Source organism: Streptomyces sp. DS1-CR2 (assembly GCF_055760475.1).
Map to the genome: position 1 here is coordinate 6283098 of NZ_CM147085.1, position 20422 is coordinate 6303519.

The 20422-nt window shown below is 72.1% G+C and carries 18 protein-coding genes; 11 read left to right on the forward strand and 7 right to left on the reverse strand.

What is annotated here, in order from left to right:
- Positions 1-13 precede the first annotated feature (13 nt).
- Positions 14-556 carry a GNAT family N-acetyltransferase gene (locus tag ACY0PA_RS29940; RefSeq protein ID WP_473080630.1) on the forward strand — a complete coding sequence of 181 codons (543 nt, stop codon included), beginning with the start codon at positions 14-16 and terminating at the stop codon, positions 554-556.
- Between the two features lie 79 nt (positions 557-635).
- On the forward strand, positions 636-2330 hold the full coding sequence (locus tag ACY0PA_RS29945; RefSeq protein WP_473080631.1) for a proline--tRNA ligase: 1695 nt from the start codon (positions 636-638) through the stop codon (positions 2328-2330).
- A 123-nt stretch (positions 2331-2453) separates the two neighbouring features.
- Here the strand turns inward: ACY0PA_RS29945 and ACY0PA_RS29950 are convergent, their stop codons facing one another.
- From ACY0PA_RS29950 to ACY0PA_RS29960, 3 genes are all read right to left on the reverse strand, one after another.
- The gene (locus ACY0PA_RS29950; RefSeq protein ID WP_473080632.1) at positions 2454-3347 is read right to left on the reverse strand and encodes an aminoglycoside phosphotransferase family protein; all 894 of its coding nucleotides are present in this window, start codon (positions 3345-3347) and stop codon (positions 2454-2456) included.
- Positions 3348-3412: 65 nt separating this feature from the next.
- Positions 3413-3886 carry a ferritin-like domain-containing protein gene (locus ACY0PA_RS29955; RefSeq protein WP_473080633.1) on the reverse strand — a complete coding sequence of 158 codons (474 nt, stop codon included), beginning with the start codon at positions 3884-3886 and terminating at the stop codon, positions 3413-3415.
- Position 3887: 1 nt separating this feature from the next.
- On the reverse strand, positions 3888-4400 hold the full coding sequence (locus ACY0PA_RS29960; protein ID WP_473080634.1) for a hypothetical protein: 513 nt from the start codon (positions 4398-4400) through the stop codon (positions 3888-3890).
- A 183-nt stretch (positions 4401-4583) separates the two neighbouring features.
- Between ACY0PA_RS29960 and rimP the strand changes: the two genes are divergently transcribed.
- The 9 genes from rimP to ACY0PA_RS30005 all read left to right on the forward strand — a co-directional run bounded on the left by rimP (position 4584) and on the right by ACY0PA_RS30005 (position 16306).
- A complete protein-coding gene (rimP, locus tag ACY0PA_RS29965) occupies positions 4584-5096 on the forward strand; it encodes a ribosome maturation factor RimP (protein WP_473080635.1) in 513 nt (170 codons plus the stop codon).
- A gap of 2 nt (positions 5097-5098) precedes the next feature.
- A complete protein-coding gene (gene nusA / locus ACY0PA_RS29970) occupies positions 5099-6088 on the forward strand; it encodes a transcription termination factor NusA (RefSeq protein ID WP_399972238.1) in 990 nt (329 codons plus the stop codon).
- 79 nt (positions 6089-6167) lie between these two features.
- Positions 6168-6446, forward strand: coding sequence for a YlxR family protein (locus tag ACY0PA_RS29975; RefSeq protein WP_473080636.1), 279 nt, complete (start codon positions 6168-6170; stop codon positions 6444-6446).
- A 146-nt stretch (positions 6447-6592) separates the two neighbouring features.
- Positions 6593-9703: a translation initiation factor IF-2 gene (gene infB / locus ACY0PA_RS29980; protein WP_473080637.1), complete on the forward strand. Its 3111-nt coding sequence runs from the start codon at positions 6593-6595 to the stop codon at positions 9701-9703.
- Positions 9704-9844: 141 nt separating this feature from the next.
- Positions 9845-10138, forward strand: coding sequence for a DUF503 domain-containing protein (locus ACY0PA_RS29985; protein WP_116509238.1), 294 nt, complete (start codon positions 9845-9847; stop codon positions 10136-10138).
- A 33-nt stretch (positions 10139-10171) separates the two neighbouring features.
- Positions 10172-10639, forward strand: coding sequence for a 30S ribosome-binding factor RbfA (gene rbfA, locus ACY0PA_RS29990; RefSeq protein WP_473080638.1), 468 nt, complete (start codon positions 10172-10174; stop codon positions 10637-10639).
- Entirely contained in the window at positions 10636-11544 is a 909-nt protein-coding gene (gene truB / locus ACY0PA_RS29995) for a tRNA pseudouridine(55) synthase TruB (protein WP_473080639.1), read from the forward strand. The genes rbfA and truB overlap by 4 nt, the downstream gene beginning before the upstream one ends.
- 226 nt (positions 11545-11770) lie before the next feature.
- Entirely contained in the window at positions 11771-15229 is a 3459-nt protein-coding gene (locus ACY0PA_RS30000) for a serine protease (RefSeq protein WP_473080640.1), read from the forward strand.
- Between the two features lie 123 nt (positions 15230-15352).
- Positions 15353-16306 (forward strand): bifunctional riboflavin kinase/FAD synthetase, encoded by a 954-nt coding sequence (locus ACY0PA_RS30005; RefSeq protein ID WP_473080641.1) that lies wholly within the window; start codon positions 15353-15355, stop codon positions 16304-16306.
- A 51-nt stretch (positions 16307-16357) separates the two neighbouring features.
- On the opposite strand, the gene ACY0PA_RS30010 is transcribed toward ACY0PA_RS30005, so the two are convergent.
- From ACY0PA_RS30010 to ACY0PA_RS30025, 4 genes are read right to left on the reverse strand one after another with little or no spacing between them, the layout of a single operon-like run.
- The gene (locus ACY0PA_RS30010) at positions 16358-17356 is read right to left on the reverse strand and encodes an oligopeptide/dipeptide ABC transporter ATP-binding protein (protein WP_473080642.1); all 999 of its coding nucleotides are present in this window, start codon (positions 17354-17356) and stop codon (positions 16358-16360) included.
- Positions 17353-18354 (reverse strand): ABC transporter ATP-binding protein, encoded by a 1002-nt coding sequence (locus tag ACY0PA_RS30015; RefSeq protein ID WP_473080643.1) that lies wholly within the window; start codon positions 18352-18354, stop codon positions 17353-17355. The genes ACY0PA_RS30010 and ACY0PA_RS30015 overlap by 4 nt, the downstream gene beginning before the upstream one ends.
- The gene (locus tag ACY0PA_RS30020; RefSeq protein WP_473080644.1) at positions 18351-19298 is read right to left on the reverse strand and encodes an ABC transporter permease; all 948 of its coding nucleotides are present in this window, start codon (positions 19296-19298) and stop codon (positions 18351-18353) included. Before ACY0PA_RS30020 ends, ACY0PA_RS30015 begins: the two co-directional genes overlap by 4 nt.
- Positions 19295-20371 (reverse strand): ABC transporter permease, encoded by a 1077-nt coding sequence (locus tag ACY0PA_RS30025; protein ID WP_453777183.1) that lies wholly within the window; start codon positions 20369-20371, stop codon positions 19295-19297. Before ACY0PA_RS30025 ends, ACY0PA_RS30020 begins: the two co-directional genes overlap by 4 nt.
- Between the last annotated feature and the right edge of the window lie 51 nt (positions 20372-20422).

Sequence of the window (20422 nt, forward strand, 5' to 3'; positions counted from 1 at the left end):
TAGTCTCCCCGTCATGACCCAGGACGATGTCGTCACCATCGGGCCTCTCGACCTCGCGGAACACGTGGACGAGGCACTGGCCGTGCAGGCGTACGCCTTCGGCCTGAGCGACGACGAGATCGCCGTGCGCCGCCAGATCGTGCTGCGGCACATCACCTATCCCGGAGCGCGCGCCCTCGGCGCCTACACCCCCGGCGGCCGCCTCGTCGGGTTCGTGTACGGCATGCCGAACGACCGGGCCCACTGGTGGTCCACGGTGGTGGAGCCCTATCTGCGCCCGCGCGCGCTGGACTGGTGGCTCGACGACTCCTTCGTGATCACCGAGTTGCACGTCCACCCGCGCTACCAGAACCGCGGGATCGGACGGTCCCTCATCACGACCATCACGGACAGAGCCGCCGAGCCCAGGTCGATCCTGTCCGCCATCGACTACGACAGCCCGGCCCGCGGCCTGTACCGCTCGCTCGGCTACGAGGACCTCGCCCGGCAGGTGCTCTTCCCCAGCGCTCCCCGGCCCTACGCGGTCATGGGCGCACCGCTTCCGCTGCGTCGCTGAAGGCAGCCGATTTCCGGGCGCGGGACGGACCCGGCTAACCTCCTGGGCATCCCTATCTTTCGCAGCAGGAGTCAAAATCATGGCCCAGGTCCAGCGCATGTCCAAGTTGATGGTCAAGACACTGCGTGACGACCCGGCCGACGCCGAGACGCTCAACCACAAGCTGCTCGTCCGGGCCGGGTACGTGCGCCGCACGGCCGCCGGCATCTGGTCCTGGCTGCCGCTGGGCAAGAAGGTCCTCGAGAACGTCGCCCGCGTGGTCCGCGAGGAGATGGACGACATGGGCGGCCAGGAGGTCCTGCTCCCGGCCCTGCTGCCCAAGGAGCCCTACGAGGCGACGGGACGCTGGGAGGAGTACGGCCCCGAGCTGTTCCGCCTCAAGGACCGCAAGGGCGCGGAGTACCTCCTCGGCCCGACCCACGAGGAGATCTTCACGCAGCTGGTCAAGGACCAGTGTTCGTCCTACAAGGACCTGCCCGTGATCCTCTACCAGATCCAGGCGAAGTACCGCGACGAGGCCCGCCCGCGCGCCGGCATCCTGCGCGGCCGCGAGTTCCTCATGAAGGACTCGTACTCCTTCGACACCACCGACGAGGGCCTGGCCGAGTCGTACGCCCTGCACCGCGAGGCGTACATCAAGATCTTCGAGCGCCTCGGCCTCGACCACCGCATCGTCTCCGCCGTCTCCGGCGCGATGGGCGGCTCGGCCTCCGAGGAGTTCCTCGCCCCGGCCCCGGCCGGCGAGGACACCTTCGTCGACTGCCCGGCCTGCGACTACGCCGCCAACACCGAGGCCGTCACCTTCGCCGCCCCGGCCCCCGCGAGCGCCGAGCACCCGGCTGTCGAGGAGCTCGACACCCCCGACACCCCGACCATCGAGACCCTCGCCGCCCACCTGGGCGTCGAGGCCTCCGCGACGCTGAAGAACCTCCTCGTCAAGGTCGACGGCGAGATCGTCGCCGTGGGCGTGCCCGGCCACCGCGAGGTGGACCTCGGCAAGCTCGGCGAGCACCTCTCCCCGGCCGTCGTCGAGCTCGTCACGGCCGAGGACTTCGTGGGCCGCGACGACCTCGTACGCGGCTACGTGGGCCCGCAGGGACTGGAGAAGGTCCGCTACATCGCCGACCCGCGCATCGCCGCCGGCACCGCGTGGATCACGGGCGCCAACAAGCCCGGCAAGCACGCGAAGAACGTCGTCGCGGGCCGCGACTTCGAGGTCGACGACTACCTCGACGTCGTCGTGGTCGAGGCGGGCGACCCCTGCCCCAAGTGCGGCACCGGCCTGCGCCTCGACCGCGCCATCGAGATCGGCCACATCTTCCAGCTCGGACGCAAGTACGCCGACGCCTTCCAGCTCGACGTCCTCGGCAACCAGGGCAAGCCGGTCCGCGTGACCATGGGCTCGTACGGCATCGGCGTCTCCCGCGCCGTGGCCGCCCTCGCCGAGCAGACCGCGGACGACAAGGGCCTGTGCTGGCCCAAGGAGATCGCCCCGGCCGACGTCCACGTGGTCGCCGCCGGCAAGGCCCTCCAGACGGAGCTGGCGCTCGACGTCTCCCAGAAGCTGGGCGCCGCCGGTGTCCGCGTCCTGGTCGACGACCGCGCCGGTGTCTCGCCGGGCGTGAAGTTCACCGACGCCGAACTGATCGGTGTCCCGCAGATCCTCGTCGCCGGCCGTCGCTCGGCCGAGGGCATCGTGGAACTGAAGGACCGCAAGACGGGCGAGCGCGAGGAAGTGACGGTCGAAGAGGCCATCGCGCGCCTCACGGCGTAATCAGATCGCCGGACGGGCTGAAATCTTCAGCCCGTCCGGCGATTGAGGACCGGGGTCTGGGGCGGAGCCCCAGTTCGGGAAGGGGCGGGCTGGGGGAGAAGAAACGCCCCTACGGCCGGGCCGCTACAGCCACCCCGCGAATTCCAGCAAAAGCTCCGCATCCCGCTCACGCCCCACGCGCAGTGCCCGTACGCCGGACTCCACCGCCCGGAACAGCGTCCACCCGCGCAGCCGCTCCTGGTCCACATCGAGGGACTCCGCGAGCCTTTTCACGCGCCGCCGCGTCGTCGCCGCACCGGACGGCGACGCGATCAGGTCCTCCACCCGGTCCCTGACGAGCCGAGCGAGGTCGAAGGCGCACTCGCCGACCACCGGGTCGGGACCGACCGCGAGCCACGGCGTGCGCTCCCCGGCCAGCACCTTGCTCTGCCGGAACGTCCCGTGCAGCAGCCGTAGTTCAGGCGGCGCGACGAGCAGCTCGTCCCGCGCCGTGAGCGCCGCGTCGACCAGCGGCACGATATCCGGCTCCGCGGCGGCGGTGGCGCGCATGGCCTCAGCCTGACGGCCCGTCCGGTCGGCGACCGTCTCGCAGGAACGCCACGGCGGCGGTTCCACCCACAGCCTGCGCAGCGTGCCGGCCGCCTCGAGGAGCGCCTTCGCCTCGGGCAGCGAGCGCACCGACACCTCGGGGTGCAGCCGTTCCAGGAGCAGGTCACCGCCATCGCCGAGGAGTTGCACCGCCCCGAACCCGTTCCAGTGCGTGAGAGCCGCGTGCTCGGCCTCCGGGCGGAAGCGCTCCGGCGCCAGTTTGAGGACTGCGGGTGTTCCGTCGGCCCGCCGCACCAGGACGACGAGACTGCTGCGCCCGCCCGGCACATGCACCCGCTCGACCATCAACTCAAGCCGTTCCACGGCCTCCTGAAGAATCTCCGGCACCCTCGCCAGCCACGCGGACGCGCCGTCGTCCCGCACCTCGCCGAGCGCGTTGACCAGCCGCTTCGGCGGTTCGAAAGACATGTGCGAGTAACTCCCTTCCCCGTGGCCGTCCCCGTGACGGCGGACGGTACGTGTGACCGTGGCGGCTACGCCTGCGGTGTCGCGGACGCTCGGGGCGCCGCGGACCGCTCGGCGAGACCAGGGAAGGCTACGCTGCCGCCGCGCCACCGCACCGCGCGCACCGCCGCCTCCCGCAGCGCGTCCGCCGCGCCCCTGCGCCGCGCGCCCTCGGAGGCCCGCACCAGGTCCGAGTAGACGCCGGCGACGCGGTCCTCTATGTCCGCCGCGAGCCGCGCCGCCGCCGCCGAGTCCGGCACGGGGAAGGGCAGTGCGTAGGCACCTGCCGACGGCTCGGGCTCGCCGTCGAGGTCGCGGACCGCACGCCGAAGGCCGTCACGGCGCGCCCGGTGGGAGTCGTACGCGGTGCGCGCCTCGGGCCTGCGGCTCTCGCTGATCCGGCCGCCGACGACGCCGTATCCGTAAACAGCCGCGTGCTCGGCGGCCAGTGCCGCCTGGACCGCGGAGAGAAGCTGCTTGTCGCTGTCGTCCTTGTCGGCCATGTCAGTCCTTCGTCAGCAGATACGCGTGTCCGGCGCCCGCGGCGGCCACCGAGGCGAGCAGGCGCGCGAGTTCGGCGGGGGCGTCGACCAGGGCCGCCGCACGGCGGTCGGCGAGTTGCCGCTCGGCCTCGGCCAGCGCCCGCACGGTGTCCTTCTCGGAGGCCGGTGAGGCGGACGGCGAGGGCGACGGGGAGGCCGAGGCCGGTGCGGCCGGGCGCGCCGGCGCACCGAAGCTCTTCGCGTGCCGGGCCACTTCGTCGCGCAGCGGGCCGAGCCGCGCGGCCAGCGCCGGATGGGCCGCGAGCGCGGCCTCGTACCGGTCGAGCAGGTCGCCGCTGTCGCGGGCCGCGCGCGCCTTGATCCGCTGCGCGGCGGACACGCTGCGCGCGCCCCTTGCACCGTCCGAAGCGGGGTCCTCGCCGTCGGAACAGCCCGTCAGGAGCGCGGCCCCGGCCACCGAGGCCAGCAGGCTCCTTCTACGCGGCCCCGCGGGGGCCCCAGTGGTCAACGGCACGGCAGACGTCCTCGGCAGGAAGGATGGCAGGAAGGATTCAGCAGGAGCGGCGGGCGGCAGGCCCGGTGATCACCGTACCTTCGGCCCATGTCGGGTGGACGGCAACACCCCCCTGGACCGGATACCCTTTGACCTGACACACGACGAGACCACAACAGCACACGCGGCCGAGGAGTCACCCGGATGAGCACCACCCAGAGCGAGAGGCTGCGGTCACTACTGGAACCGCTCGTGAGCTCTCAGGGCCTCGATCTCGAAGAGATCGAAGTGGCATCGGTCGGACGTAAGCGAGTGCTGCGAGTCGTCGTCGACTCCGATTCCGGAGCCGATCTGGACCAGGTCGCCGATGTGAGCCGCGCGCTCTCGGCGAAGCTCGACGAGACGGACGCCATGGGTGAGGGCGAGTACGACCTCGAGGTGGGCACCCCCGGCGCCGAGCGGCCGCTGACCGAGCACCGGCACTACGTGCGCGCGGTCGACCGCCTGGTGAAGTTCCAGCTGGCCGACGGCGCCGACACCGAGCTCGTCGCGCGAATCCTGAAGGTGGACGACAAGGGCCTGGACCTCGAGGTGCCCGGCGTGAAGGGGCGCAAGCCCACCGCCCGCAGGCTCACCTTCGACGACATCGCCAAGGCGCGTGTCCAGGTCGAGTTCAACCGTAAGAACAAGAACGAACAGAATGCAGAGGAGGCGTAGCCGTGGACATCGACATGAGTGCCCTGCGGGGTCTGGTGCGAGAGAAGGAGATCTCCTTCTCCCTGCTGGTCGAAGCGATCGAGTCGGCCCTCCTCATCGCCTACCACCGCACCGAGGGAAGCCGTCGCCACGCGCGCGTGCGCCTCGACCGTGAGAGCGGACATGTGACGGTGTGGGCGAAGGAGGACCCGGCGGACCTCGAAGAGGGCCAGGAGGCCCGGGAGTTCGACGACACCCCGTCCGACTTCGGCCGTATCGCCGCGACGACCGCGAAGCAGGTCATCCTCCAGCGGCTGCGCGACGCCGAGGACGACGCGACGCTCGGCGAGTACGCCGGCCGCGAGGGCGACATCGTGACGGGCGTGGTCCAGCAGGGCCGCGACCCGAAGAACGTGCTCGTCGACATCGGCAAGCTCGAGGCCATCCTGCCGGTGCAGGAGCAGGTCCCGGGCGAGGAGTACCAGCACGGCATGCGGCTTCGCTCGTACGTGGTGCGCGTCGCGAAGGGTGTGCGCGGTCCTTCCGTGACCCTGTCGCGCACGCACCCGAACCTGGTGAAGAAGCTGTTCGCGCTCGAGGTCCCCGAGATCGCCGACGGCTCCGTCGAGATCTCCGCCATCGCGCGCGAGGCCGGGCACCGCACGAAGATCGCGGTCCGCTCGACCCGCTCCGGCCTGAACGCCAAGGGCGCCTGCATCGGCCCGATGGGCGGCCGTGTGCGCAATGTCATGGCCGAGCTCAACGGCGAGAAGATCGACATCGTCGACTGGTCCGACGACCCGGCGGACATGGTGGCCAACGCCCTGTCCCCGGCGCGCGTGTCCAAGGTCGAGGTCGTGGACATGGCCGCCCGCTCCGCGCGGGTGATCGTGCCGGACTACCAGCTGTCGCTCGCCATCGGCAAGGAGGGCCAGAACGCCCGCCTCGCCGCGCGCCTCACCGGCTGGCGGATCGACATCCGTCCGGACACCGAGCAGCAGCCGGCGGAGTAGCCACCGCAAAGATCACGACAACAACCGTTCGATTTTTGCCCCGAAGGGGTGAGGTCGGTACGGGGAGGTAGACTTAAGCGTGTCTGGCCGGACGCAAGCCTGTGCATGCCCAGAGCGCACGTGTGTGGGGTGCCGGGAGCGAACGGCCAAGAGCGATCTGCTGCGCATCGTGGTAATCGAGGGTGAATGTGTCCCCGATCATCGCGGTACGCTGCCCGGCCGGGGTGCGTATGTGCACCCCGCCCTGGTCTGTCTCGACCTGGCGGTCCGCCGCCGGGCGTTCCAGCGGGCGTTCAAAGCCCCTGGACCGTTCGATACGGAGGCCCTGCGCCACCGCGTCGAGCAGGTAACACCGTAGAACGTGCCGTACGGGACCCCGTGCGGTCCTGGTACCCCCGCGAGTTGGAAGTAGGTCGAGATTGCGATGAGCACTCGATGAGCACGCGATGAGTACGCCCATGAAGTAGCGACGGTCCGGCGTAACCCGGACCTAAAAGGAGCGAAGTGGCTAAGGTCCGGGTATACGAGCTCGCCAAGGAGTTCGGAGTGGAGAGCAAGGTCGTCATGGCCAAGCTCCAAGAACTCGGTGAATTTGTCCGTTCGGCGTCCTCGACGATCGAGGCGCCTGTAGTACGCAAGCTGACTGACGCCCTCCAGCAGGGCAGTGGCGGCGGCAAGCCCGCCGCCCGCAAGGCCGCGCCCGCGAAGCCCTCGCCGGCCCGTCCGTCTCCGGCGCAGGCCGCAAAGCCTGCTGCTCCGCGCCCGCCGGCTGCGCCTTCTCCTCGGCCGGCCGCCGCGGAGAAGCCCGCTGCCGCCGCCCCGGTGACCCCGGCCGCCGGTCAGCGTCCGACGCCCGGCCCGAAGCCGGCTCCGCGTCCCGCGGCTCCGGCCCCGGCCGCGCCCGAGTTCACGGCGCCGCCCGCGGCTCCGGCCGCTCCCGCTGCCCAGGCCCCCGCGGCCTCCCCGGCAGCCGGTCCGCGTCCGGGTGCCCGTCCCGGTGCCCCCAAGCCCGGTGGCGCCCGTCCGGCCGGTCCCGGCCAGGGTGCTCAGGGTCAGGGCCGTGGCGAGCGCGGCGACCGTGGCGACCGTCAGGGTGCCCAGCGCCCCGGCGGCCAGGGCCAGCGTCCCGGCGGTCGTCCCGCCGGCCCGCGTCCCGGTAACAACCCGTTCACCTCTGGTGGCTCCACCGGCATGGCGCGCCCCCAGGCGCCCCGTCCCGGCGGTGCCCCGCGTCCCGGCGGCGGCCAGGGCGGCCCCGGCGGCCCGCGTCCGCAGGGCGGCCCCGGTGGCGCCCCGCGTCCGCAGGGTGGTCAGGGCGGCGCCCGTCCGACCCCGGGCGGCATGCCCCGTCCGCAGGCCGGCGCTCCGCGTCCGGGTGGTGCCCCCGGTGGTAACCGTCCGAACCCGGGCATGATGCCGCAGCGTCCCGCTGCCGGCAGCCCCCGTCCCGGTGGTGGCCCCGGCGGTGGCCGTGGTCCCGGCGGCGGCGGTCGCCCGGGTGGCGGCGGCGGTCGTCCCGGTGGCGGCGGCTTCGCCGGTCGTCCGGCCGGTCCCGGTGGCGGCGGTGGCGGTTTCGCCGGTCGTCCCGGTGGCGGCGGTGGCGGTTTCGCCGGTCGTCCCGGTGGCGGTGGCGGTTTCGCCGGTCGTCCCGGTGGCGGTCGTCCCGGTGGTCCCGGTGCCCGTGGTGGCACGCAGGGTGCGTTCGGCCGTCCCGGCGGCCCCGCCCGTCGTGGCCGCAAGTCGAAGCGGCAGAGGCGCCAGGAGTACGAGGCCATGCAGGCCCCGTCGGTCGGCGGCGTCATGCTGCCTCGCGGCAACGGACAGTCCGTCCGTCTGTCGCGCGGTGCCTCCCTCACCGACTTCGCGGAGAAGATCAACGCCAACCCGGCGTCGCTCGTCGCCGTGATGATGAACCTCGGCGAGATGGTCACTGCCACGCAGTCCGTCTCCGACGAGACGCTGAAGCTCCTCGCGGATGAGATGAACTACATCCTTGAGATCGTCAGCCCCGAGGAGGAGGACCGCGAGCTGCTCGAGTCCTTCGACATCGAGTTCGGCGAGGACGAGGGTGGCGAGGAGTTCCTCGTCGCGCGTCCGCCGGTCGTGACCGTCATGGGTCACGTCGACCACGGTAAGACTCGACTGCTCGACACCATCCGCAAGACGAACGTCGTCGCGGGTGAGGCCGGCGGTATCACGCAGCACATCGGTGCGTACCAGGTCTCCACCGAGGTCAACGAAGAAGAGCGCCGCATCACCTTCATCGACACCCCGGGTCACGAGGCGTTCACCGCCATGCGTGCCCGTGGTGCGAAGTCGACCGACATCGCGATCCTCGTGGTGGCGGCCAACGACGGCGTCATGCCCCAGACGATCGAGGCGCTCAACCACGCGAAGGCGGCCGGCGTGCCGATCGTCGTCGCGGTCAACAAGATCGACGTCGAGGGTGCCGACCCGACCAAGGTGCGCGGTCAGCTCACCGAGTTCGGTCTGGTGGCCGAGGAGTACGGCGGCGACACGATGTTCGTCGACATCTCCGCCAAGCAGGGTCTGAACATCGACTCCCTGCTCGAGGCCGTGGTCCTGACCGCGGACGCCTCGCTCGACCTGCGAGCCAACCCCGAGCAGGACGCGCAGGGTATTGCGATCGAGTCGCACCTCGACCGTGGCCGCGGTGCCGTGTCGACCGTCCTCGTCCAGCGCGGCACGCTGCGCATCGGCGACACGATGGTCGTCGGCGACGCGTACGGCCGTGTCCGCGCGATGCTCGACGACAACGGCAACAACGTCGAGGAAGCGGGTCCCTCGACCCCCGTCCTCGTGCTCGGTCTCACCAACGTCCCGGGTGCGGGCGACAACTTCCTGGTGGTCGACGAGGACCGTACGGCCCGTCAGATCGCCGAGAAGCGTGCCGCTCGCGAGCGCAACGCCAACTTCGCGCGGCGTGGCGTCAGGTTCTCCCTGGAGAATCTGGACGAGGCCCTCAAGGCCGGTCTGGTGCAGGAACTCAACCTCATCATCAAGGGCGACGCGTCCGGTTCGGTGGAGGCTCTCGAGTCCTCGCTGCTCCAGCTCGACGTCGGCGAAGAGGTCGACATCCGCGTCCTGCACCGCGGCGTGGGTGCCGTCACCGAGTCGGACATCGACCTGGCGACCGGCTCCGACGCGATCGTCATCGGCTTCAACGTCCGCGCTGCGGGCCGCGCGGCCCAGATGGCGGACCGCGAGGGCGTCGACGTCCGCTACTACTCGGTGATCTACCAGGCCATCGAGGAGATCGAGGCGGCCCTCAAGGGCATGCTCAAGCCGGAGTACGAAGAGGTCGAGCTCGGCACGGCGGAGATCCGCGAGATCTTCCGCTCGTCCAAGCTGGGCAACATCGCCGGTGTGCTCGTCCGGTCCGGCGAGGTCAAGCGCAACACCAAGGCGCGCCTGCTGCGCGATGGCAAGGTCATCGCGGAGAACCTCAACATCTCCGGTCTGCGTCGCTTCAAGGACGACGTCACCGAGATCCGCGAAGGCTTCGAGGGCGGTATCAACCTCGGAAACTTCAACGACATCAAGATCGACGACGTCATCGCGACGTACGAGATGCGCGAGAAGCCGCGCGTCTGATCCGCGCACGGTGAAGGTCGGGGCCGGTCGGCGGGACGAAATCCCGTCGATCGGCCCCGGCCGTTCCGTGTACGGTTCTGGTGTCGCTGCCAAGTGGTTGGCGGGGCCACGAACCCGAACCGGCGGGACATCCGGACACACATGTATGTGGGGACTCTGTCCTTTGATCTGCTCCTCGGCGACGTTCACTCGCTGAAGGAGAAACGCTCCGTGATCCGCCCGATAGTCGCCGAACTCCAGCGCAAGTACGCGGTGAGTGCGGCGGAGACCGGGAACCAGGAACTTCACCGCAGGGCCGAGATCGGCCTGGCGATGGTCTCCGGGGACACGGGGCACCTCACCGACGTACTGGACCGGTGCGAGCGTCTGATCGCCGCCCGTCCCGAGGTGGAGCTGCTTTCCGTTCGACGCAGGCTCCACGGCGACGAAGACTGACTTTAAGAGCAAGGCGAAGAAGGAGACGGCGCAGTGGCCGACAACGCGCGGGCGAAAAGGCTGGCGGACCTCATCCGAGAGGTGGTGGCCAAGAAGCTCCAGCGGGGGATCAAGGACCCGCGGCTCGGTACGCATGTGACCATCACGGACACCCGGGTGACGGGTGACCTGCGGGAGGCGACCGTCTTCTACACGGTCTACGGCGACGACGAGGAGCGTGCCGCTGCCGCGGCCGGCCTCGAGAGCGCCAAGGGTGTGCTCCGTTCCGCGGTGGGCCAGGCGGCCGGTGTGAAGTTCACGCCGACCCTGGCCTTCGTGGCGGACGCCCTGCCGGACAACGCCAAGGCCATCGATGACCTCCTCGACAAGGCCAGGATCTCGGACGAGAAGGTCCGGGAGGCGTCCGCCGGTGCCGAGTTCGCCGGGGGCGCGGACCCGTACCGCAAGCCCGAAGACGACGACGCCGCCGGCGCGGACGAGGACGGCGAAGCCCCGGAATGACGCAGAAGAACACCCCGACGCCCGACGGTCTTGTCATTGTCGACAAGCCGTCGGGCTTCACTTCGCACGACGTGGTGGCCAAGATGCGCGGGATCGCGAAGACCCGCCGCGTCGGCCACGCGGGCACGCTCGACCCCATGGCGACCGGTGTCCTGGTCCTCGGTGTGGAGCGGGCGACCAAGCTGCTCGGCCATCTCGCGCTGACCGAGAAGGAGTACCTGGGCACGATCCGGCTCGGCCAGACCACGCTGACCGACGACGCCGAGGGCGACCTCACGTCGTCCACCGACGCGTCCGGCGTGGCCCGCGACGCGATCGACGCCGGGGTCGCCAAGCTGACCGGCGCCATCATGCAGATCCCGTCCAAGGTCAGCGCCATCAAGATCAACGGCGTGCGTTCCTACAAGCGGGCCCGCGAGGGCGAGGAGTTCGAGATCCCGGCGCGGCCGGTCACCGTCTCGTCCTTCACCGTCTACGACATCAGGGACGCGGTCGCCGAGGACGGCACCCCGGTCCTGGACCTGGTCGTCTCGGTGGTCTGCTCGTCCGGGACGTACATCCGGGCCCTCGCCAGGGACCTGGGCGCCGACCTCGGCGTCGGCGGTCACCTCACGGCGCTGCGGCGCACGCGGGTCGGCCCTTACAAGCTGGACTCCGCGCGCACCCTCGACCAGCTCCAGGAGGAGCTGAGCGTGATGCCCGTCGCGGACGCCGCGACCGCCGCGTTCCCCCGCTGGGACGTGGACGCACACCGCGCCAAGCTGTTGCTCAACGGGGTCCGTCTGGAGGTGCCCGGCGAGTACGCGGGCGCCGGGCCCGTCGCCGTGTTCGACCCCGAGGGCGTGTTCCTCGCGCTCGTGGAGGAGTCGAAGGGCAAGGCGAAGAGCCTCGCCGTCTTCGGCTGATCTCTTCGCCGGCCCCCCGCCGTGGAGCGGCGCGCAGTCAGCCGCGTGCCGCTCCACGATCCCCCTCCCCAAGGATCTATCCATCACCCCCGATCTGTTCACCCCTTCGGGCGGGCGCTCGGAGTGAACCGAGGGAGTGGAAGGGGGCGCGTTCGCTCCGGCGCCTGTTCCGCTGATCACCGCGCGCCTACCGTCGGTCCTACGGGGCGTGGCGGGAGGTTCGACGATGGCGGGACTGGGCCCCCGGGCCGGAGACGGGGACGCGACGGGTCCCGGGGCCGGTCCGCCCCTCGTCCATGTCTTCGATCTGGCCGGACGCCCGCGCGGCGCCGGCTTCGTCGCCGACGACCACGGGACCGTCGTCACGAGCCATGAAGTCGTGGACGGACTCGGCCGCGTCGTACTGCGCGCGCCCGGCGGGATCACCCGTGTCGTGGGCGCCGCCGATGTCGTACCACTGCCCGAGTCGGCCCTCGCGCTCATCCGCACCGACGCGACGGAGGGCCTCGGTATGCGCCCGCTGCCGGTCGCCGTCCGGGGCCCGGCCGGGGCCGGGGCGTATGTGCGGATCGCCGCCGGGGGCTGGCGCGAGGCGCGCGTCCTCGGCCGTGCCGACGTCACGTACACCGCGACCGACGGCTTCCATCTCGTCCCCGGGGCCATGGAGCTGGCCATCGGTACGGACGGCCGCGACGCGCTGCGGCTCGGGGGAGGGGCCGCCGGGGGACCCGTCGTCGACGCCGCTTCAGGCTCCGTCCTCGCCGTTCTCGGCACGGCGCTCGAGGCCGGACACCGCGCCGCCGGGTTCGCCGTGCCGCTGCGGGAGGCCGCTGCCGCCGACCCGGACGGGCCGCTCGCCGCACTCCTCGCGCGCAACGCGGCCACCGTGCCGGTGTACGGGGACGCACTCAATCTGGCGGGCGCACTCCAGCTGACGGCCACGTCGGTCGGGTCCGACGGGCCGGGCGCGGTCCTCGACCCGGAGCCGGTCGAACGGCCCGAAGTGGCAAGGGAGTTCACCGAGTTCGAGGTGTCCGGCGCGGCCGTCCTCGCCCTCGTGGGAGCGCCGGGCAGCGGCCGTACGACGGAACTCGCCGCGTATGCCGCGCGACGCGGACGGGGCGCCCACCCCGCCCCCACCCTCTGGCTGCGCGGCGCGGATCTGCACGGTGATGACCGGAGCGTGGCGGATGCCGCGCGGCGGGCGCTGGTCAGGGCCGGGCGCATCGTCGCGGCGTCACTGCCCGGGACCGTCGCGGGACAGACCGGGGAGCCCGGGGGCCTGGAGCCCGTCGGCGCCGGCGTCGGTGATGTGTCGCCGGAGCGGATCGCGGCGCCCGCACGCGACGCCGGCCGGCCCCTCGTGCTGCTGCTCGACGGGCCCGAGGAGATGCCGCCCGCACTGGCGCACCGTCTGGCGGAGTGGACCGAGGGCACGGCGCGCTGGCTGCAAGAGACCGGCGTGCGGCTCGTCGTGGCGTGCCGGGGGGAGTACTGGGAGCGCGCGGGCGAGCTGTTCCCGGCTCGTGTGCTGTACGGGCGGACGGGGCGGCTGCCCGCCTGTGTCCCGCTGGGGGAGCTGACCGGGGACCAGGCCCGCGTGGCGTGGGAGCGGTACGGGCTGCCCGAGGACGCGCTCGCCGGCCGTGACGCACGGCATCCGCTCGCGCTGCGGCTCCTCGCCGAAGTACGGGCTGCGCTGCCCGGGCCCGTGCCGGGCAGCGCCGACCGGGACGCCGTCTTCGCCGCGTATCTCGACCTCATGTGCCTGCGCGTGGCGGTGCGCCTCGCCGCGGTGAACGGGCTGCGCGGCACGGCCGTGCGCAGGCTCGCGGCCCGGGTGTCGGGGCAGGTCCACGAGGCGGCGCGGCGCTGCCTGGGGCCGGGGCAGGGGGAGTTGGACCGCGAGGCGTTCGAGGAGGTGTTCCCCTGGGGTGCGCTGCCGGGGCCGCGCGGCGGGGGCGTCACGGCGTGGGCCCCCGCCGTCCTCACCGAAGGCGTACTCGTCCCTGCGGGGCGCGGCTACCGGTTCGCGCACGAGGAGGTCGCCGACTGGATCCAGGGCATGCACCTGGACCTGGACGAGGCGCTGCGGGCGCTTGTGTACCGCGACCGGGAAGCCGGCCGGGCCGCGCGCGCGGTGCCCGTTCCCCGGCACCGCGCGGGCCCCGTCGTCCAGGCCCTCCTCCTCGTCGAGCGGCAGCAGGGTCCGGCCCAACTCGGTGGGCTTCTGGCCGAGTTGGTGCTCAGGTCCCTCACGCCCGGCGACGCCGACGCCTCCTGGTGGGCGGCCCACCTCGTCGAGGAGGCGCTCCTGCGCGTGCCCGACGCCACTCCCTATCTCGGGGTGCTCGAACCGCTCGCCGACCGCGGACGCCTCGAACCCTCGTTCTGGCGCCGGATCCCCGTCACGGACGCCGTCCGCCTCGGCCTCCTGCGCCGCCTCGTCGTGCACGATCCGCCGCCCGGGAGCCACGACCGCCACCTGGACACCGTCGCCGACCTGCTCACCGCAGACCCGGCCGGCGTCCAGGTCCACCTCACCCGCTGGTTCGACGACGCGCGGCCGCTGCCCGCCCTGCCCGACGCGACCGTCGCCACCGCGGCCCAGGCGCTCCTGCACACCCACCGGCACCGCGCCGTCGACGACCTCACCGAGGCCCTCGTCGACTGTGCGCACCCGCACGCCGACGAACTCCTCGCCGTGCTCGCCGACGAGGAACCGTCCGCGCTGTGCCGCGCCGTCGACCGCTGGGCCCACGACGAGCGCCCCGCCCGCCGCGCGTCTGCCGTGGCCTACGCCCTGCGGGTCGCCCCGCACGTCACCACCGACGCCGACCGCAGCCTGCTGCGCTACGCCGCGCTCGCCCTGCTCGCCCGCACCTCCGACGGCGCCCGGCACGGTGCCGCGCTCGCCCTCCTCGTACGCGACCCGCAGACGCGCGGCACCTATCTGGCGCGCGCCCTGGAGCGGTTCGCGGACGGCGATCCGCAGCTGCCCGTGAGCGCGCTCGCCGCCGCCCTGGCCACGCACCCGGAGCCGGTTCTCCGCGCCTTCCGGGACCGCGCGCGGGAGCCGGGCGGCGCGGGCGACGTGCTGGAGACCCTCGCCGACGTGACCGCGCCCGCACTCGCGCGGCGGGCGGCCGCCCTCGTCGAGGACCTCTCGGCGGACCGGCCCGACGCCGCTGAGGACATCGCCGCGTACGTCGACCGGTGCCTGGAGCACGGGCCGGCGGGGCGCGCTGTCCTCTTCCCTCTCGTCACGGGGCTGCTCCGCACCTGTCCGGCCCCCGGGCGGGCCGCGCTCGCGCCCGTCCTCGCCGCACCCGGCACCGGCGCCTCACGCGCCCTGCGCGGCGAGCTCCTCGACGTACTGCTCGCCCACGAGGACGACCCGGACGTGCTCGACGCCGTCCTGCGGACCGCCGCCCGCGGCGCCGGGGGAGCCGGGGCGACCCGCACCCGTGACCTGGTGCGGCGCACCGGACAGCGACTCGTCCGCACCCCGGAGGGAGCCGCGCGCTTCGACCGCGGGCTCGTCGAGGTCGCCGACTCGGTGCCCGGGTTCGCCGCGCTTCTCGTCCAGTGGCTGGAGGGAGCGCCGCGCGAGTGGGCCGCCCTCGTCGGGCCGAGCGCCCGCCGCGTGATCGAGGCCCTGGCCGGGGTACGCGTACCCGCCTGACCAGCCCTGGCCGGTACGGCGCCTCCCGATGCGGGGCACGGGCACTCGGCATGGCACTCTTAGACCTGCGTATTCGGCAAAGAGACGTAACAGTCGTACACAGGTTCGCGAGGAGCAATCACCGTGCAGCGCTGGCGTGGCTTGGAGGACATCCCCCAGGACTGGGGGCGCAGCGTCGTCACCATCGGCTCCTACGACGGAGTGCACCGCGGCCATCAGCTGATCATCGGCCGGGCCGTCGAACGGGCCCGTGAGCTCGGTGTGCCCGCCGTCGTGGTCACCTTCGACCCGCACCCCAGCGAGGTCGTGCGCCCCGGCAGCCACCCTCCGCTGCTCGCCCCGCACCACCGGCGGGCGGAGCTGATGGCCGAGCTCGGCGTCGACGCCCTGCTGATCCTTCCGTTCACCACCGAGTTCTCGAAGCTGTCGCCGGCCGAGTTCGTCGCGAAGGTCCTGGTCGACAAGCTGCACGCGCGCCTCGTCGTCGAGGGGCCGAACTTCCGCTTCGGCCACCGCGCCGCGGGCGATGTCGCGTTCCTCGCCGAGCAGGGGACGACGTACGACTTCGAGGTCGAGGTCGTCGATCTGTACGTGAGCGGCTCGGCGGGCGGCGGCGAGCCCTTTTCGTCCACGCTGACCCGGCGGCTCGTCGCCGAAGGTGACATGGAGGGCGCGCGCGAGATCCTCGGCCGCCCGCACCGCGTCGAGGGCGTGGTCGTGCGCGGCGCCCAGCGCGGCCGCGAGCTGGGCTTCCCGACCGCCAACGTCGAGACGCTCCCGCACACCGCGATCCCGGCGGACGGCGTCTACGCGGGCTGGCTGCACGTGGGGCACGAGGCGATGCCCGCCGCGATCTCCGTGGGCACCAACCCGCAGTTCGACGGCACCGAGCGCACGGTCGAGGCCTACGCCATCGACCGCGTGGACCTCGACCTGTACGGGCTGCACGTCGCCGTCGACTTCCTCGCCTATGTGCGCGGCATGGCGAAGTTCGACTCGATCGAGTCGCTCCTTGTCGCCATCGCGGACGACGTGAAGCGGTCGCGGGAATTGGTCGAGGCGTACGAGGGGGAGTAGGCGGAGTGTGGGTGGGGGGCCTCGGGGGCGCTGCCCCCGGACCCCCGGTCCTCAAACGCCGGACGGGCCGGCTTTTGCCGACGCCCAGTGGCAGGCCACCTGGGTCGTGCTTGCGCCCGACAGCACCGGCAGGTCCTCCCCGCGGCAGCGGTCCGCCACGCCCGACCGTTCCGCCTCGCCCGACGCCAGGATCTGGCAGCGGGCGTGGAAGCGGCAGCCGGACGGGATGCGCGACGGGTCCGGCGGCTCGCCCGTCAGGACGACCGGATCACCCGGCGCTTCCGGCAGAACCGACAACAGGGCCTGTGTGTACGGGTGTTGAGGCGTCGTCAGGACCTCCTCCACCGTTCCGGTCTCCACGATCCGGCCCAGATACATCACCGCCACCCGGTCCGCGATGTTCCAGGCGAGACCCAGGTCGTGCGTCACCACGAGGGCGGACAGGCCCAGTTCGTCGCGCAGCCTGAGCAGCAGCGCGAGGATCTCCCCGCGCACCGACGCGTCGAGGGACGCCACGGGCTCGTCCGCGACGATCAGTTCGGGGTCGAGGACGAGCGCGCCCGCGATCACGACACGCTGCCGCTGGCCGCCCGACAGCTCGTGCGGGTAGCGCAGGAAGAAACGCTCCGGGGGGCGGAGTCCGGCTCGCGACAGGGCGTTCGCCACCGCCTCGCGCTCGTCGCCCGCGTACCCGTGGATGCGCAGGCCCTCGGCCACCGCGTCGTACACCGTGTGCCGCGGGTTCAGTGAGCCGCTGGGGTCCTGGAGGACCAGCTGCGCGCGCTTGCGGTACGCCTTGAGGGCGCGCGAGGAGTAGTCGAGGGGCTTCCCGTCGAACGTGACCCGGCCGGATGTCGGCGGTACCAGGCCGAGCAGAGAGCGGGCGAGCGTGGTCTTGCCGCAGCCCGATTCGCCCACCAGCGCCACGATCTCGCCGGGCGCGATGTCGAGGTCGACGCCGTCCACGGCCCGCGCGGGGTCCGCGCCACGGCGGCCGGGGAAGGTGACGTGCAGCGCGCCGGCCGTGAGCAGGGGGGACGTACTGGTCATGCTGTGGTGCTCCTTGCCTCGGCGCCGGCGGCGTCGTCCGGATCGATGGCGCCGCCCACGTGCACACAGGCCGCCAGCCGGGCCGTGCCCGCGTCCCGCAGCTCCTGGTCCTCAACTGTGCAGCTGTCGAGCGCCACCGGGCAGCGCGGGTGGAACGTGCAGCCCGTGGGCAGCGCCGACGGGTCGGGCGGGTCGCCGGGCAGACCGCGCGGCGCGAACCGGGACGCGATGTCGCCGATCCGCGGGAACGCCGCCGACAGGGCCTTCCCGTAGGGGTGTTGCGCGTTCTCGTAGACCTCGGAGGCGGGGCCCTCCTCGACGACGCGGCCCGCGTACATCACCGCGAGGCGGTCGCAGGTGTCCGAGAGGACGGCGAGGTCGTGGCTGATCATGATGAGGCCGAGGTCCTGGTCGGAGACGAGCTGCTCGATCAGGCGGAGGATCTGCGCCTGGATCATCACGTCGAGGGCCGTCGTCGGCTCGTCCGCGATGATCAGGCCCGGGTCGCAGGCGAGCGCCATCGCGATCATCACGCGCTGGCGCTGGCCGCCGGACAGCTCGTGCGGATACGCGTCCGCGCGGGCGGCGGGCAGGCCGACGTGCTCCAGGAGCTCCGCGACCTTCTTCTTCGCTCCCGCCGGCGTCGCCTTCTTGTGCAGCAGGACCGGCTCGGCGATCTGGTCGCCGATGCGGTGCACGGCGTTGAGCGAGTGCATCGCGCCTTGGAACACGATCGAGGCACCGGCCCAGCGCACGGCCCTGACCTGGCCCCACTTCATCGTGAGGACGTCCTCGCCGTTCAGCAGGATCTCGCCGGAGACCTTCGTGCCGGCCGGCAGGAGACGCAGCAGCGCGAGGGCGAGCGTCGACTTGCCGCAGCCGGACTCGCCGGCGATGCCGAGCTTCTGGCCCGCGTCGACACTGAGGTTCACACCGCGGACGGCCCGCGCCCCGCCCGCGTACGTCACTTCGAGGTTTCTGACATCGAGAAGGCTCACCTGGCCACCCCCAGCTTCGGATTGAGGACCGCTTCGATGGCACGGCCGCACAGCGTGAACGCGAGAGCGACCAGGGCGATGGCGAGTCCGGGAGGCGCGAGGTACCACCAGTCGCCCGCGCTGACCGCGCCCGCCTCGCGCGCGTCCTGGAGCATGCCGCCCCACGACGTGATCGTCGGGTCGCCGAGGCCGAGGAACGCGAGCGTGGCCTCGGTGAGGATCGCGCTGGAGATCACGAGGGTGGTCTGAGCGAGGACGAGCGGCATCACGTTCGGCAGGACGTGGCGCAGCATGATGTGCCCGTGCCCGCCGCCGAGCGCGCGGGCCCGCTCGATGTACGGCCGTGACTCCACGGCGAGCGTCTGGGCGCGGACCAGGCGGGCCGTCGTCGGCCAGGTCGTCACGCCGATCGCCAGGATGACCGTCCAGATGGAACGGGACATCACGGTGGCGAGCGCGATCGCGAGGACCAGCGTCGGCATCACCAGGAACCAGTCGGTGACCCGCATCAGGACCGTCGCATACCAGCCGCGGAAGTGGCCGGCGACGATGCCGACGACCGTGCCGATCGCCACACAGAGGAACGCGGCAAGCAGCCCCACGGTGAGGGACACACGCGCTCCCCACACCAGCAGAGCGAGCACACTGCGGCCGAACTGGTCGGTGCCGAGCGGGAATTCACCGCTGGGAGCTTCGAGCGCGCCGCCGGGTGCGTCGGTGACGCTCTGTGAGTCCGCGCCGGCCAGCAGAGGCGCGCAGAGCGCGATGAGCGCGATGAGGATCAGCCCGGCGAGACCCCACAGCCCGCTCCGGTGGGCGCGGTACTCGCGCCAGAAGCGGGCGGCGGAGCGGCGCTTGCGGGCGCGCGCCAGGGCCCGCGCGCTCTTCTCGGCCGGCGGCGGGAGCTGCGCGGTGTCGAGATCGGTGTTCATGTCGGCAGTCATCGGCCCACCCGGGGATCGAGCAGCGGATACAGCACGTCGGCGAGGGTGTTCGCCAGGATCACCGCGGTGGCGAAGACGAAGAACAGCCCTTGGACGAGCGGCAGGTCGGGCACGCTGAGTGCCGAGTAGAACAGGCCGCCGAGCCCGGGCCAGGAGAAGACCGTCTCGACGAGGATCTGCCCGGCCACGACATGCCCGAGGTTCACGAACATCAGCGTGAACGTGGGCAGCATCGCGTTCGGGACGGCGTGCTTGCGGCGTACGACGTCGTCGCGCAGGCCCTTCGCGCGCGCCGTCGTCAGATAGTCGCTGCCCATCTCGTCGAGCAGCGAGGAGCGCATCACGAGGAGCGTCTGCGCGTAGCCGACCGCCACCAGCGTGATCACCGGCAGGACCAGATGGTGCGCGACGTCCATGACGTACGCGAACCCGCTCTCGCCGCCCGACTCGAGACCGCCCGTCGGGAACAGACCCGGGATCGGGCCGAGCCCCACCGAGAACACGATGATGAGGAGCAGACCGAGCCAGAACGACGGGATCGAGTAGAGCGTGAGCGCGAACGCGGTGTTGAAGCGGTCGCTGCGCGATCCGTTGCGCCAGGCGGTGCGCGTGCCGAGCCAGATGCCGAGCGCGGTGTAGAGGACGTACGCCGTGCCGGTCAGGAGCAGCGTCGCCGGGAGCGCCTCGGTGATCTTGTCGATGACCGGGGCGTGGAACTGGTACGACGTGCCGAAGTCGCCGGTCAGCGCGTCACCGATGTAGTTGGTGAACTGCTGCCACATCGGCAGGTCGAGGCCGAACTGGTGGCGGAGCGTTTCGAGCTGCTGCGCCGAGACGCGGCGGCCGCCGGTCATCTGTTTCACCGGATCGCTGGGGATCAGGCGGAACAGGAAGAAGCTGGTGACCAGGACCGCGAAGAGCGAGACGACCGCCCCCGCGATCTTGCCCGCCACGTACTGGAGATAGGCCTTGGTGTTGCGCGCACGTGGACCGCGGGCCGCCGACGGCCCGGCTTGTGCCGGGCCGTCGGTGTCCGCACTCTGCACGAGCGCCGGAGTGCTCTCTGCTGTCATGTGGAACTCTCGTTACTCGTGCGGTACTTGCGACGCCTGCGGACGGACGTG

What these genes read in the sequence shown, in the direction of transcription:
- ACY0PA_RS29940 (WP_473080630.1), top strand. Translation starts at nt 14, where the DNA reads ATGACCCAGGACGATGTCGTCACCATCGGGCCTCTCGACCTCGCGGAA.
- ACY0PA_RS29945 (WP_473080631.1), top strand. Translation starts at nt 636, where the DNA reads ATGGCCCAGGTCCAGCGCATGTCCAAGTTGATGGTCAAGACACTGCGT.
- ACY0PA_RS29950 (WP_473080632.1), bottom strand. Translation starts at nt 3,347, where the DNA reads ATGTCTTTCGAACCGCCGAAGCGGCTGGTCAACGCGCTCGGCGAGGTG.
- ACY0PA_RS29955 (WP_473080633.1), bottom strand. Translation starts at nt 3,886, where the DNA reads ATGGCCGACAAGGACGACAGCGACAAGCAGCTTCTCTCCGCGGTCCAG.
- rimP (WP_473080635.1), top strand. Translation starts at nt 4,584, where the DNA reads ATGAGCACCACCCAGAGCGAGAGGCTGCGGTCACTACTGGAACCGCTC.
- ACY0PA_RS29985 (WP_116509238.1), top strand. Translation starts at nt 9,845, where the DNA reads ATGTATGTGGGGACTCTGTCCTTTGATCTGCTCCTCGGCGACGTTCAC.
- truB (WP_473080639.1), top strand. Translation starts at nt 10,636, where the DNA reads ATGACGCAGAAGAACACCCCGACGCCCGACGGTCTTGTCATTGTCGAC.
- ACY0PA_RS30000 (WP_473080640.1), top strand. Translation starts at nt 11,771, where the DNA reads ATGGCGGGACTGGGCCCCCGGGCCGGAGACGGGGACGCGACGGGTCCC.
- ACY0PA_RS30010 (WP_473080642.1), bottom strand. Translation starts at nt 17,356, where the DNA reads ATGACCAGTACGTCCCCCCTGCTCACGGCCGGCGCGCTGCACGTCACC.
- ACY0PA_RS30020 (WP_473080644.1), bottom strand. Translation starts at nt 19,298, where the DNA reads ATGACTGCCGACATGAACACCGATCTCGACACCGCGCAGCTCCCGCCG.
- ACY0PA_RS30025 (WP_453777183.1), bottom strand. Translation starts at nt 20,371, where the DNA reads ATGACAGCAGAGAGCACTCCGGCGCTCGTGCAGAGTGCGGACACCGAC.